At 66.4% G+C, this 13,905-nt stretch carries 9 protein-coding genes; 3 read left to right on the forward strand and 6 right to left on the reverse strand.

The window, feature by feature from the left end; genetic code table 11:
• Nucleotides 1-136: 136 nt before the first annotated feature.
• Complete coding sequence (locus tag HGB41_RS17350; protein WP_171086708.1) at nucleotides 137-3,088, reverse strand: bifunctional diguanylate cyclase/phosphodiesterase; 2,952 nt, start codon at nucleotides 3,086-3,088, stop codon at nucleotides 137-139.
• A gap of 166 nt (nucleotides 3,089-3,254) precedes the next feature.
• On the reverse strand, nucleotides 3,255-4,904 hold the full coding sequence (locus HGB41_RS17355; protein ID WP_171086709.1) for a M28 family metallopeptidase: 1,650 nt from the start codon (nucleotides 4,902-4,904) through the stop codon (nucleotides 3,255-3,257).
• 251 nt (nucleotides 4,905-5,155) lie between these two features.
• Here HGB41_RS17355 and HGB41_RS17360 point away from each other — a divergent pair, with 251 nt between their 5' ends.
• The gene (locus HGB41_RS17360) at nucleotides 5,156-5,605 is read left to right on the forward strand and encodes a nuclear transport factor 2 family protein (RefSeq protein WP_171086711.1); all 450 of its coding nucleotides are present in this window, start codon (nucleotides 5,156-5,158) and stop codon (nucleotides 5,603-5,605) included.
• 90 nt (nucleotides 5,606-5,695) lie between these two features.
• Here HGB41_RS17360 and HGB41_RS17365 read toward each other — a convergent pair whose 3' ends face one another.
• From HGB41_RS17365 to HGB41_RS17380, 4 genes are all read right to left on the reverse strand, one after another.
• Entirely contained in the window at nucleotides 5,696-5,911 is a 216-nt protein-coding gene (locus tag HGB41_RS17365; protein WP_171086713.1) for a hypervirulence associated TUDOR domain-containing protein, read from the reverse strand.
• Nucleotides 5,912-6,097: 186 nt separating this feature from the next.
• On the reverse strand, nucleotides 6,098-8,071 hold the full coding sequence (locus tag HGB41_RS17370; protein ID WP_212760999.1) for a PKD domain-containing protein: 1,974 nt from the start codon (nucleotides 8,069-8,071) through the stop codon (nucleotides 6,098-6,100).
• Between the two features lie 297 nt (nucleotides 8,072-8,368).
• Nucleotides 8,369-9,343, reverse strand: a complete 975-nt coding sequence (locus HGB41_RS17375) for a MerR family transcriptional regulator (RefSeq protein ID WP_229423090.1) — start codon at nucleotides 9,341-9,343, stop codon at nucleotides 8,369-8,371.
• Between the two features lie 174 nt (nucleotides 9,344-9,517).
• On the reverse strand, nucleotides 9,518-10,054 hold the full coding sequence (locus HGB41_RS17380; RefSeq protein WP_171086717.1) for a DUF2058 domain-containing protein: 537 nt from the start codon (nucleotides 10,052-10,054) through the stop codon (nucleotides 9,518-9,520).
• Between the two features lie 222 nt (nucleotides 10,055-10,276).
• Here HGB41_RS17380 and HGB41_RS17385 point away from each other — a divergent pair, with 222 nt between their 5' ends.
• Complete coding sequence (locus tag HGB41_RS17385) at nucleotides 10,277-12,079, forward strand: hypothetical protein (protein WP_171086719.1); 1,803 nt, start codon at nucleotides 10,277-10,279, stop codon at nucleotides 12,077-12,079.
• A complete protein-coding gene (locus HGB41_RS17390; RefSeq protein WP_171086720.1) occupies nucleotides 12,076-13,884 on the forward strand; it encodes a hypothetical protein in 1,809 nt (602 codons plus the stop codon). The genes HGB41_RS17385 and HGB41_RS17390 overlap by 4 nt, the downstream gene beginning before the upstream one ends.
• The last annotated feature ends 21 nt before the right edge of the window (nucleotides 13,885-13,905 follow it).

Below are 13,905 nucleotides of genomic sequence, written 5' to 3' on the forward strand. Positions count from 1 at the left end.
GACGCATCGTATCGGCGCTACTGCTGGCTGAACGCATGGGCGCAAGACAGTCCACTGGACTGTCTTGCCCTGCCCACGCTACGAGTAAGCGGCCGCACTAAGTGATCGGCATTAACCTGGGGATGGCGATGGCGTTTCACCCGCGCAGGCGCACTTCGATGCGCTCGATGACCTGCGGCACGTCGCCGGGTGGTACCGGCGGGCTGAAGAAATATCCCTGACCAATGTGGCAGCCGTGGGCGAGCAGCCAGTTCATCTGCTCCCGGGTTTCCACCCCTTCGGCCACGACGGTCATCTTCAGCGCAATGCCCATGGCAACGATGGCCAGGGTCAGCTTTTCCGCGTTCGGGTCCTGCAACATGGTTCGGGTAAACGACTGGTCGATCTTCAGGCACTGCAGCGGCAACTGGCGAAGGTAGCTCAAGGAGGAAAAGCCAGTTCCGAAGTCATCCAGTGCGGTGATCATGCCGTTCTCGTTCAGCGACCGCAAGACGTCCTGGGTCTCGCTGAGCTGGCGCATGAAGCATGACTCGGTCACCTCGATTTCCAGGGCCGAAGGCGGTACGTGGTATTCCTCGAGCAAGCCGGTCAAGTACCCTACCAGGTTCGGCGAGAGGATATCCGCGATCGACAGGTTGATCGAAATCGGCAACTTCATCAGGCCCTCGGTACGCCAGCGGGCCTGTTCCGCGATCGCGCTGCGCATGACCCAGCGATCGATCCGGATGATCTGGTCGCTGTTTTCGGCGATCGGGATGAATGCGGCAGGGCTGTTTTGCCCCCGGGTCGGGTGGTTCCACCGCACCAGCGCTTCGAGGCCGATTACCTTGCGGCTGATGAGTTCCACCTTGGGCTGGAACACCAGGGACAGCTGGTTGCGCTCCACCGCCTCGTCGAGGTCGCGTTCGAGCAGGTAGTGCTCGAGCTGGTCCGCCGCCATCGCCAGCTCGAACACCACGCTGCGGCTGCGGCCCTCGGATTTGGCCTGGTACAGCGCCAGGTCGGCGTGCCGCAGCAGTTCGCTGACGGTGCGGCCATGCGCGGGCGGGATCGCAATCCCGACTGAAATCCCCAGCCGGAATTGTTGTCCTTTGATGTCGAAGGGCGAGGCGATCGCCTGGTGCAGGCGCTCGGCAAAGGTCAGTGCAGTGGCGGCATTCGGGTGCGGGATCTGCAACAACAGCATGAATTCATCCCCGCCCAGGCGTGCCAGCAGGTCGAATTCGCGCATCACCGCCTTCAGCCTCAGGCTCAACTGCTGCAGCACCTGGTCCCCCGTTTCATGGCCGTAGGTGTCGTTGATCTTCTTGAAGTGGTCGAGGTCGAGCAGCATCAGGGCCGTGTTGTACTGGCCGTCCTCGAGTCGCCGCGATACCTCGTCTTCCATGGCCCGGCGGTTGTACAGGCCCGTGAGATGGTCGTGGTGGGCGCGCCAGTGCAGGGTTTCCTGCATTTTTCGGTTGATTTGCAGCTTGTTGACCTCGCTCAGGATGCGCAGCAGGTTCTGCAACGCATCCGCATCGACCTGCTGCCAGGGATCCGCATGGCCCCGTACGGATTGCTGCCACTCAGCAAAAGAGCGCCGCGGCTCCAGGCGAACCCGGCCATTGGGAAGCACCAGTACGTCCTTGACGGGCTCGCCGCCCCAGCGCACATCCCGCACGACTTCCCGGCGTGTCATGAAGCAGAAGATGGTGTCCTCGTCGTGCCGTTGCGCCAGCAACAGGCCAGCTGCTTCCGGCAGGAACATCAGGGCGTGGCGGCTGGACGTCAGCAGGTTGTCCCACATGCGGACCTCCGGGCTGCTGGTCCGGGCATCGAGCCGCGCCCCGACCTCGTCGAGAATCTGGTGTGTCGAACCCTGCCGCTTCCCTATTCCGCCGACGCAGGCGAGCGTCCCGATCTGCACACCGAAATTGCTCGCTTTAAATGCCGGCAGCAGCTTGGGCAGCCAGCGTTCCAGCACATTGGGAATGTCGCCTTCCTGGATCAGGGCCTGGTGAAACTGGTTCAGCAAACGGTCCAGCGTCAGGCGGTGGCGTACCGCTTCGAGGTGGGACAAGGCCTCGATCCGCATGTTGGCGATTTCCGCCAGCAGTTCGGCGATCTGGCGCATGCCTTCCCTGATCTGGTGCGGAGGCGTCCGCGGACTGTGGTGATGGCAGGCGATCAGTCCCCACAGCTTGCCGTCGCAGACGATGGACAAGGTCATGGTGGCACGCACGCCCATATTGCGAAGATAGGACAGGTGCACCGGGGACAGCCCGCGCAACATGCAGTGGCTTTGATCGAGCGATGCGCCATTGGGAAGCAGCGGGGGAACCAGCGCATCCATCGGCGCTTCGACATCCGCCAGCACGCGCAATTTGTTGCTCAGGTAGAGCGTGCGCGCCTGGCTGGGAATGTCCGAAGCGGGAAAGCGCAATCCCAGGTATTTTTGCTCGTAATCGCCGGACGTGTGCTCGGCCACGACTTCGCCGCAGCCATCGGCCATGAAACGGTAGATCATCACACGGTCGAAAGCGCTGACTTCCTGGATGACCTTCACGCACACCCGAAAAAATGCATCGAGCCCCTCCGCGCGGCGCAAACGGGCAATGATGTCCGCGAAATCGGCGAATATATGGTGTTGCCGCCGCAACTCATCCGGACAGGCGTGCACGGGCAGCCATTCGATCACCGCCACCGCTCCACACCGGTGGGCCAGGCATTCCCATTCCAGGCCGGCAGGCTGCGCCGGCGCCTGCGCCTGGGCCTGCGCCTGCGCCTGCGCCTGCAGGGCGGAAGTCTGCCCGAAGCGGGGACGCCAGGGCAAGGCCACCGGATGCGCTGTGGGGAGCGTGTCGATATCGAGCGGATCACTCCCGTCCACGGCAGCGACGACATCGGCAAGCGGCCTGGAGACCAGCGCGGCGGCATCCTGCAAGCCCGGCCAGTGATGAACGACCCCTGCGGATACCTGGACAATGCAGCGGCTGGAGATGTCCACGACCATGAGGAAACCGTAGGACTGGACGGTGCCCAGGAGGTGAATGGGCTCCTGGGCACAGGACTTCTCCAGTTCTACTGGAATGGTGTCGTCATGCACACCCGGGCTCATGCTCTCCAACCTCTTTCATGCACGCATTGGCCTGCCTGCAAGCCAGGTGTCGAAAATGAAGGTGTTCAGAATGCGAACAACGAAGAGTGAGACATGGCACAGGGCCGTTGGTTCCGGCCCTGTGCAAACGGCTGGCTACGCGAGATGCTGGAGCTTACTTGCGCTCGGCGGCCGACTTGTCGCGCGCTGCGCGGAACTCCGAGTCGCGCGACCAGTTCGGCCAGGTCGTCGCATTGGCCAGGTCATTGCCGACCGCATACAGCAGGCCGAGGTCGCGCGCCATGCCGGTGAAGGTCCAGGCCGGATCGAATTCATCGGCAGGCTGGTGGTAGGCCTTTTCGGTGTACGCTTCTTCCGACGCTTTGCCGGCCTTCACGCCGCCCTCGATCCAGTCATTGCCTGAGCCGAAGGAAATCGCCGGCACACCGCGTTTCGCGAATGGGAAGTGGTCGGAACGGAAGAAGTAACCGGCTTCGGGCTTCGGATCCGCCGAGTACACGATATTCGCCGCCTTGGCCTTGGCGACCAGCTGGTCGAGCAAGTCCAGCCTGGCGCTGCCCGAGATGGTGAAGTCGCGCGCCGGGCCGCGCGGGCTCAGGGCGTCCATGTTGATCAGGCCAACGGTCGACGCCAGCGGATAGAGCGGGTTCGAGGCATAGTATTCGGAACCGAGCAGGCCCTTTTCTTCGGCCGTCACGGCAAGGAACACGACACTGCGCTGCGGCGCCGGCTGCCTGGCGTAGACGCGCGCCATTTCCAGCAAGGCGGCGATGCCGGTCGCGTTGTCGACCGCGCCGTTATAGATCGTGTCGCCCTTCGCATCGGGCTGGCCGACGCCGAGGTGGTCCCAATGGCCGCTGTACATCACGACCTGCTTCGGATGCTTGCTGCCTTCGCGGATCGCCACCACGTTCTTCGACTTGATCACCTGCACGTCGACTGCGTAATTGGCCGACAGGGTGACGCCCTTGAGCAGCACCGGCTGGAAGCTGCGTGCCTGCGCCCCCTTCTTGGCGGCCTCGAAATCGAGGCCACCCGCCTTGAACATGCTGGCGGCCAGGTCGCGCTGGATCCAGGCTTCCATCGGGGCATGCGCCTTGCGCGGCTCCTTGCGCACGATGTCGTACATCACGTTGGTGTTCGAATTCTTCACCGTCGGCCAGCCATACGAGGCCGGCGCGGTTTCGTGCACGATGATCGTGCCCAGCGCGCCGCGGCGCGCCATTTCCTCGAACTTGTAGGTCCAGCGGCCGTAATAGGTCATGGCCTTGCCGCCGAACACGCCCTGGCCGGTCTCGAAGTCCGGGTCATTGATCAGGACGACGGCGAGCTTGCCCTTCAGGTCCATGTCCTTGAAGTCGTTCCATTTGCGCTCGGGCGCGGTGACGCCGTAGCCCACGAACACCAGGGGCGCATTCTTGAAGTCGACCTGCTTCGCGCCGCTCATCGATGCGCGCACCGCCATGTCCTCGCCCTGGACCAGCTGCCGGCTGCCCTTGGCGTCGGCGAGGGTCAGCTGGACCGGGCCCTTGATCTCGAAACGGCCGAGCGGCACATCCTGGGTCCAGCTGCGCTTGCCGCCGGAGAGGTCGCCGCCGGGTTTCAGGCCGGCCGCCTTGAATTGTTCGACCAGGTAATCGACGGTCTTGGTCTCGCCGGCGGTGTTCGGGCCGCGGCCTTCGAACTCATCCGAGGACAAGACCTTGACGTCCCGCGCCAGGCGTTGCGGGTCGAATACCGGGGTTTCAGCGGCCTGGGCGCAAGCGCCCGCCAGGCCCAACAGCACAAGCGTAAGGTTTTTCAATCCGGATCTCCATTGTGTGAACTTGGCAGGAATCCACATTAGCATAGGTCGCGATGCCCGGGCCACAGCTGGTGTGCCCTTCGGGCAGCCAGCTTGCGTGGGCGGCGCAGTTGCCGTCTTCGCAGCACCGTGCCGGCCATGCCGAAACCCGCCCTGTGGTCCTTGTTGTCGTCCAATCGAACGCGCCACGGTTCTGCTTGAAGATCCGGCATCCGGCGCATACTGAAAGGCCAACAGCGACGGAGGTCATCATGAACGAACAGCAGAATATCGAGCTGGTCCGGCAAGCCTATGCGGCCTACGGGCGTGGTGATGTCGAGTATGTGCTCGCATGCATGGCGCCCCAGGTCGACTGGGAAATACCGGCCGTGCCGGGCCTTGCCTTTACCGGCAAGCGGCAGGGGTGCGAGCAGGTCGCGGAGTATTTCAAGCTGGCGAACGAGAAGCAGGCGATGCGCGAATTCACGCCGAAGGAATTCATTGCCGAGGGCGACAAGGTGGTCGTGCTGGGCTATGGCGCCTGGACGGCGAAGGACACCGGCCTGGATTTCGAGAGCGACTGGGTGCATGTGTTCACGGTCAAGGATGGCCGGATCGCGGCCTTCCGTGAATTCATGGATGCCCATGTCGCCGTGGAGGCCTTCCAGTGTTATCCGCTCAAGGCCGGGACAGGGGCGGAAGCAGGAACGGCGCCGCACTGAGGCCGCAGGAGGGCATTGGCGCTGCGACAGGAAGGCCCGCGGCGCAGGAAGCACCGCCTTCTGGCGGCGTGCCCCAGCGCTGGCCCGTCTTCAGCCTTGCGCCTTCTTGAGCGCGTCCGGCTTGTGCGCCGCTTCGGCGCCGGTCTTGTCGCTGACGACCAGGTATTCCGGATTGTCCGGCGACGCCGCGACATGGTGGCCCTTGATGTCGGTGGGCGCGGTGAGCTTTTTCTTGATGGTGCCGTGCACGGTGCCTTGGGATGAATGCCACTGCACCTTGTCGCCGGCCTTGAATGCGTCGGTCATGATGGGGTCTCCGATGTCAGCAGCGCGCGCGAAGCATGCAGGCTACGGGCGCGCCGCCAGGGATGGGGCGTATCGGGGCCCTTCGCAGCAAGAGCCCGCAACGCCATGATTTGACCACACATCCCCATCGCGTCCGGCACGATACGAGACGCCTCCTCCGGCCATGGCAACGCCCCGGGCCGGCCCCTAGTCGAGGACGACGCTGCCAGTGCTCAGCCGGCTACCCCTTGCCGCGGCCGGCGCGCGGCCGTTATCGTAATCGACCACCTCCGCTTTGCTTGCCGGATCGGTATGCCAGATCTTGAGCCCGAACCGCCCCGCCCCACCCGCGGCGCCCGCGTCCGTTGCCAGCCTGAACCGGTAGCCGCCCCTGCCCTGGATCGTGCCGCTGCCTTCGAACACGTGCTGTGCCCCCTGCCGGCCCAGCAGCCGGATGCTGTCGCTGCGGAAGTTCCATCCCGGCAGGTCGAACTGCAGCCTGGCCGGCATGCCGGCCGCGCGCGCGCCCGCGGTGGATGGCGCGATCAGGATGAAACTCACTGGGCCCGCATGGGAGGGCGAGCGCTTGAGTGCGCCAGGCGGCGACATGATGGCGCCGGTGCCCGCCACCGTGCCGCTGGATGGCGCCGCCACCACCACGGTGCGGCTGACGCTCGTGCCGCGTCCGCTGCCATCCGTCACCGTGGCGGCCACCCGGTAGATGCCGGGCGCGGCGAAACTGTGGCTGGAGCTGGCGCTGCCGCCGCCATTGGCCCCGGCCACCCGGCCCGCCTGCGCGCCACTGCCATCGCCCCAGGACCAGCTGACGCTGCGCGTGCCGGCCCGGTCTTCGTCCACGAAAGCCACCGTGGCCTGCAGCGGCACACCGGCCCTGGCGACGCCAGGGACCACCAGGGGGCCGACCGCGGGACCGCCTGCAAGCTCGCTCTTGTTGCTGGTGCGCGGCTTGAGCAGCACCAGCCCGGCGTTGGAGGTCGCGACGATCGCGCCGTTGTCATTGATGGCAATGGCGTTGTCCAGCACCAGGCCGGGTGGCGCATTGCGCAGCAGCGTGTTCAGGTCGACCATGCCCCCCTGCGCGGTCCAGGCAAAGGCGCGCGCCTCGCCCGTCCGGTTCTCGGCCAGGCCGACGATCTGCCCCCTGCCGTTGATACCGAGTGCGAACGAGGTCGCCCCGCCCAGCGTGCCGAGGCTGCGCATCCCTTCGCTGCGGATCCAGGACATGGCGCGCTGGGTGCCATCGGCCAGGTTGATGATGCCGGCAATCTGCAGGCCCGGGCTCATCGCCGTGACGAAGGACTCGGTGCCCCCGGAAGTGCCCAGGTCTTTCATCCCGCCTCCCGGCGTCCACAGGAAGGCGTGATACAGGAAGCTGTCGTCGCGGATCACGTTGCCGGCAACATGCCCGCCAGCGCCGACGGCGACGCCGATGGAATCCAGGCCTGCCAGGGTATCGATATCGAGCAGCCCACCCGCACGCGTCCAGGCGAATGCATGCCCGTTCAGGTCCGCGGTGGTGGAGCTTCCGGTGATGAGGCCGGCATCATTGAGTGCTGTGCCGGAGGAAAAGCTCCCGGAACCGGGCGCGAGGGCCCCAAGGTTTTCCATGCCGCCGGCCGCGCTCCAGCGGAAGGCGCGCGGCGGGAAGTCCGGCACCGCCTCGGAGGTACCGGTCACCACGCCATGCCGGTTGATCGCCGCAGCCCGCGCATTGCTCGATTCCGGCAGCACGCCGATGTCGCGCATGCCGCCGCCCGCAGTCCAGACGAACGCGTGCTCGCTGCCGCGCGCCAGGATGGAACCGCCGGTGACCTGTCCCGCCTCGTTGAGGTCGACCGCCAGGGTTTCCGCGCCGCCCAGCGTGCCGATATCCTGCACCGCCTTGCCGTTATAGAAGAAGCCGCGCGATCCCGCGCCCGGGTTCAGCGAGAACGACACCTGCCCCCTGGCATTGATCTTTGGAAGTGCGCTGAGCGGATCGGCGCCCAGGTTGACGACACGGTAAGTCGTGGCCGCGGCGGTGATGTTGCCGGCTGCCGGCGCCCGTTGGGCCCTTGCCGCATCGGCTGTGGCGAGCATGAGCGCCAGGATCAGGCCCAGGATCGGCAGCCGCCACGCTGCACTGTTACACGATAGAGGAATTCGATGAACGCGTCGCATGATGTCTCTACAGGTAATTGAGGAAGCGGCCTCGGCAAGTCGCACGTGGGGGCAATGAGGGGCCGGTCAACGATCATGCGCCGCATTGGCGCCGCACGCGTGCACAAATGCGTGCTATCGCGTGCTGCCATGTCCTAGATCAATTGTGTTCTTGCGTCAGGACCAGGGAACTCCCCGGCATCCCATGTAACGCTTTGGTGGCGGAATTCTTGTTGCGATGAGTCCATTGCATACGCCCAAAGAAAAAGGCCTGGCATCAGCCAGGCCCTTCACCCCGGGTCTACCCTGCAGGCGTGCTTATGCAGCCTTGCCGGGCAGCGGCAGGCCTTCGGCCAATACCAGCCGTTCCATCGCTGCCTCCAGCACCATGCGCGCACGGCCGGCGGCCAGGCCCAGCTCGTGGTGCAGGCGTGCGTCTTCCTGGTTGCGCGATGCGCATTGCGCGCTGTAGCGCTCGAAGCTGCCGACCATCATTAGGATATCCGACAGGTGGCGCGGGCATTCGCAGGACAGGCGGTTGCCGGCGGCGGTAATGGTCGCCAGCATCTCGTCGTCGAAGCGGCGCGGCAAGATCTGGTCGCCGGCCTGTTCGGGTGCCGGCAAGCCCTGCCCCGCGAGCGCCGAGCGGCACAGCAGGACCAGCTCGCCGATTTCGGCCGGCACGCGCGCCACCAGGCAACCCAGTTCGCGCAGCGCGCGGATCGTGGCACTGCCGCAAAAGCGGTATAGCACCACCACTGCAGTGGCACGCGTGAGGTCGCGCGCCGCCGCGATCTGCGGCACCGAATCGTCATTCAGCTCGGAGGCTTCGATCAGCAGCATGTCGAGCGCCTGCCCGTCCGCGACCGCCGCCACCCCGTCGAGCCGGGCGCAATGGCGCTGCACCTGGACTGCCCGCCCGTCGCGCCCGCTTGCCGCGATGCGGCGCACCAGGCTGTCGCCGACCACCAGGGTCCGCATCGGCCCGCTGACGTCGGCCGCGCGCGAGGCGTCCGGCGCGATCATTTCCTCGAGCCGTTCCACCGGCAGGTCGGTCAGGACACCAATCGGATGGCCCAGGTCGACCAGCTGCTTCAGCAGGCTCAATCGGCGCACCTGCTCGGCCGTGTAGAGCCGTTGCCCATGTGGAGAACGCTGGGTATCCGACAGCGCGTAGCGTCGCTCCCAGACCCGCAGCGTTTCCACCGGCAGCCCGGCAAGCCTTGCCGCCACTCCGCTGCGGTAAGTCACTTGTCGCTGTCCCTCTTGCTTCCCATCCATTTTATCGATCATATGACCCGCCGTTGAACCTTTATTTTAGATATATGTCCCGCGACAAACCCGAGACAGTACGCAGTGTAGCGCAAAAATATGCCGAATATGAGTTCAATGACGCTTCGTGCGCCTGCGATTGAAACGACAACGCCACCCGAAGGTGGCGCGGTGGAAACGGCAAGTCGAGGCTGCTTACCAGGTGAAGTCGTCCGGGATCTGGTAATCGGCATACGGATCGTCCGCATCGACCTGGTTGGCGGCCTGTTTCACCTGGATCACGATGGCCGGGTCGCGCTCGGCGATCTTGGCAGCGATGACCTTCGGCACCAGTTCATAGTTTCCGTTCAGGAACACGATCGCCAGGCGGCCGGCGACCAGGTGTTTCTGCACGGTGGCCGAGACGTGGATGCGCTCGACCCTGGTGCCATGGGTGAAGTTGTAGGCGATGTCGCCGGCGCCGCGCGGCTGGCGGTTGGCCTGCACCAGCTGGGCGATCTGCGCCGCCACGGCCTTTTGCTGGGCAGCAGCATCGCGCTGCGCATTCAGTTCGCGCGCCCGCTCGGCATTCTTGCGCTGCAGCTCGAGCGCAGCCTCGCGCGACTCGTTCACCGATTCAGTGCCGGTACGGCGCTCGATCTTTTTCTGCTTGGTCTTGTCCTGAGTGACCTTCTGGACCTTCTTCTTGTCTACCAGACCTGCTTTCAGCAACTGCTCCGCCAGCGACACCATGGTTCTTGCTCCTTCGAATGCCGGCCCGCACCCTGCCGGCCGCCGTAAAGCCGCTAGCATAGCAAACCGCGGCGCACCCGCACCGGCAAAGGCACACGGCGAGCTGTTGCGCGTATCAACAGCCTTGCCGCAAAAGCAACGGGATTGCGCTAATTTACCGATTTCGATTGCACCTCGGCAGAGCCTGGCTCATGCTACTGAGACCTTGTGCAGGAGACAACGATGCTCGCGCTGCGGATACCGGTGGTCATGTGGCGGTGGCTGATCCTGCTGCTGGTGTGCGGGGTGGGTGGCCTGGTCGCCGCCGAGCTGCGGGTCGGCCTGGGTGAACGCTTTGCTGGCCAGGAGGGTACGCTGGGGGTAGAGCTGAACGACTGGATGGGTGTGAGCAAGGAAGGCCTCGGCACGCACTGGCTTGCCATCCAGGCGCTGGCACCGGATTCGCCGCTGGCCGCCGCCGGGGCCCGCACTGGCGACCGCGTGCGCTTCGACCGGCCACTCGACCGCTGGCGCCGTTTCGCCCCCGGGGAAAGCGCCGGCCTTACCCTCGGAGACGGGCGTGCAATGCGCGTCACCGCGCAGGCAGCGCCGGTCGGGACGGCCCAGCGCGTCGACTATATTGGCCGTGCCGTCATCGCCTTCCCGGCCCTGCTGTTCGCACTCGCCATCGGCTGGCACCAGCCGGCGCAACGGGCCTACCGCAGCCTGGCCATGATGTTCCTGGCGATGGGCTCGGCCTTCTTCTACAGTTTCATGTATGCGGCGCCCGATTCTCCGGCGGCGCTGGGCAAGCTGCTGCAACTGCCGCTGAATTACCTGGCCTGGTATTTCGCTGCCGATTTCGCCCTCCATTACGCGCCGCGCCATGCCGGCAACCTGCGCTACCGGCTGGTGCGCGCCATGCGCATCTACCGGCCGTTCGCATTCGCCACCGCCGCCTATACCGCCTGGTTCGCCCTCGGCCACGAAGCGCCCTGGTTGTGGCTACCCGGGCTGGCGACGATCGCCGCCGGCGCGGTCCTGCTGGCCCTCGGCCTGTTCGACGGCTGGCGCGCGGGCCAGGGCGACATGCGCCAGCGCTACCGCTGGCTGGTACTGGGTCTCCTGTGCGCAGGCCTGCCGCCGCTGCTGACGATGCTGCCATGGCTGGACTGGGATACCGGCGCCGGCCGCCTCACCGTCCTCGCATATTTCCTCGGCCAGCTGTTGACCTATTGCCTGCTCGCGTATGCGGTGCTGCGCTACCGCGTCTTCGATTTCTACCTGGCGGTCAGCCGCGTGGTGGTGTTCGGTATCATCAGCACCCTGCTGCTATGCCTGTTCGGCACCTTGCAGCACTGGGTGGCCCACCACCTCAGCGATGGCCACACCGGATTCGGCTGGCAGGTGCTGGCCGATGCCGCGCCCGCCGTGCTGGTCTTCCTGGTATTTAACCGGCTGCATGCCCGGGTCGAGCATGCCGTGCGCGCGCTGTTCTTCCGCCACTGGGCGGCCAAGGAACGAGGGCTGCGCGACTGGATGGCCGGCACGGTCCACCTGTGCTCGTCGACGGCCATGGTCACGGGCCTGGCCGCTGCGCTCGACCGCTACGGCGACGGCGCCGGCGCCGCCGTCTACACAGGATCTGTCCAGGACGGCTTCATGCTTGCCGCCGCATCGCAGGCGGGCTTCCCGGCGCTGCTCACTCCCAACGATCCGCTTGCCGTGGTGCTGTGCGCCGACCTGTCGCCGGCGCGCCATCGCATGTCCGACGCGTCCGGCGTGCTGGCGCTCCCGATGTGCCACCGCGGCCAGCTGCACGGGATCGTGCTGCTCGGCGAGAAGCGCAACGGCGAATCATGGCGCCCCGATGAGATGACGCTGGCCGGGCAGCTCACGGTGCAGGCGGGGCTGGCGCTGCGGGCTCTGCGCGTGGACGAGCTGCAGCAGGAAGTCGATGCACTGGGCAAGCGTGTCGCACATACCGCCGCGCGCTTGCGCGAGATGGCAGGACGGCGCAGCCTCGGCCCGGCCGGCGCGCCATGAAGCGCCTATCCATGCTTCGCGCCTGGCAGGCGGCAGTGAGCCTGGCCTGCCTGGTGGTGCTGTTCCTGTGGCAGGCCGAATTCCGGCACCGGATGGCTGCCACCGAGCGTGGCACCCAGGGCAGCCTGGGCCTGGCATTCGAACACAGTGCCGAGACCGCCGTCGGACGGGCCAGCCACCAGCTGCGGGTGCAGGCGGTCGATACCGGCTCGACCGCGGCCGGGGCGGTCGCCTCCGGGGCACTGCTGCGTTTCGACCGTCCCTTCGATCCGTGGCGCCGCTACGCTCCCGGGGAAGCAGTCGACGTCGCGCTCATGCGCGCGGGTGCCGCACCGGTGCCGCTCACGCTGCGGGCGGCCGCCGTTCCGGTGCCGCGCGCCGATGCGGCCGACAGCCTGGCGCGGCTGCTGCTGGCCCTGCCTGCGGTGGTATTCTGCCTCGTCCTTGCGTTCAAAGGCGGGCGGCAGGATGCGCACCGGTCGCTGTCGCTCTGCTTCCTGGCGATGAGCCTGAACGTGTTTGTCTCGTTTAACTACCTGCCTGCCGGCCTGCTGCTGAGCTTCGGCAAGCTGGCCAACCTGGCCACCTATCCCTTGACCTGGTATTTGTGCGTGCGCTTCACCCTGCGCTACCAGTGCTATCTCGCGACGCCCTCGCGCCTGTGGATAACGGGCGCATTTCCGGCCTACCGGGTACTCGCCTTCGCCTGCAGCGCCTATGCGCTGTGGTTCGGCTGCGGTTTCGAAGCGCCCGGACTCGGCCTGCTGACCCTCGCCGTGGCCGGCGGCGGCCTTGTGCTGTCCGCAGCCAGCCTGGCCGAAGGCGGCAGGCAGTCCAGCGGACAGCTGCGCCAGCGCCATCGCTGGCTGCTGCTGTCGATCATGGCGGGCGCCGTCCCCGGCATGGCAGCCACCCTCCCCGGGCTCGACGCAGCAGGTCCTTTCGGCCTGCGGCTGGCGGTCTTTTCCTGCTATGCGGGCCTGCTGCTGATGTATGCCGGACTTGCCTACGGCGTGCTGCGCCACCGCGTGTTCAACTTCCAGTTCGCGTTCGGCCGCGCGGTGGTCTATAGCATCGTCAGCACCCTGCTGGTGTGCTGCATCGGGCTGGCCGAATGGCTGGCGGCTCCCCTGCTCAACGATCCCCAAAGCATGGTGCGGCGCCTCGGCATCGCGAGCGCGGCCGTCGCGCTGCTGACTTACCTGGCCTTCCACCTGCTGCACCACAAGCTCGAACACGCCATCGAGAAGCTGCTGTTCCGCCAGTGGCACGAGAAGGAACAGGCGCTGCGCGAGTTCATCCGGCGCGCGGCCCACATCACTACCCCCGACAGGCTGCTGGCGGCCTTCGCCGCCGCCCTGGACGACTTCACGTCCTGCGCGGGCGCGGCGATCTACCTGCCGGCGCCGGATGGCAGTTTGCGGCAAAGCGCCTGCACCTTGCCGGGCGCCCCCGCCGGTTTCACTGCCGAACAAAGCCGGCACGGCGCCAACCGCGGCCAGGGCCTGCCCGGCATCCTGCCCGGGCAGCTGGTGATGCCGATGAGTCACCGGGGGCGCCTGGACGGCCTGGTGATCGTCGGCGCCCGCATCGACGCCGAATCGTACCGGCCGGACGAATGCGAGGCGATCGCCTTCGCCGCGCAGCAGGTCGGACTGGATCTGGACGCCCTGCGCCTCGACCAGCTCGAACGCGACCTGGCCGTGCTCGAACGCGAGGCCGCGCAGCACGAGGTGGCATGGCGCCTGCTGGCCGGACGCCGCGCCGGCGTGCGCAGCGTCGTCACGACCGCCGGGCACGGCTGACACAGGCCCTCCCGGCCGAGT

The sequence above is a fragment of the Telluria aromaticivorans genome (assembly GCF_013003915.1).
In the GTDB taxonomy this organism is placed as follows: domain Bacteria; phylum Pseudomonadota; class Gammaproteobacteria; order Burkholderiales; family Burkholderiaceae_D; genus Telluria; species Telluria aromaticivorans.

Bases quoted from the DNA above. Each gene is read 5' to 3' on its own strand.
- HGB41_RS17385 (WP_171086719.1), top strand. From the start codon at position 10,277: ATGCTCGCGCTGCGGATACCGGTGGTCATGTGGCGGTGGCTGATCCTG.
- HGB41_RS17380 (WP_171086717.1), bottom strand. From the start codon at position 10,054: ATGGTGTCGCTGGCGGAGCAGTTGCTGAAAGCAGGTCTGGTAGACAAG.
- HGB41_RS17365 (WP_171086713.1), bottom strand. From the start codon at position 5,911: ATGACCGACGCATTCAAGGCCGGCGACAAGGTGCAGTGGCATTCATCC.
- HGB41_RS17370 (WP_212760999.1), bottom strand. From the start codon at position 8,071: ATGCGACGCGTTCATCGAATTCCTCTATCGTGTAACAGTGCAGCGTGG.
- HGB41_RS17390 (WP_171086720.1), top strand. From the start codon at position 12,076: ATGAAGCGCCTATCCATGCTTCGCGCCTGGCAGGCGGCAGTGAGCCTG.
- HGB41_RS17375 (WP_229423090.1), bottom strand. From the start codon at position 9,343: ATGATCGATAAAATGGATGGGAAGCAAGAGGGACAGCGACAAGTGACT.
- HGB41_RS17360 (WP_171086711.1), top strand. From the start codon at position 5,156: ATGAACGAACAGCAGAATATCGAGCTGGTCCGGCAAGCCTATGCGGCC.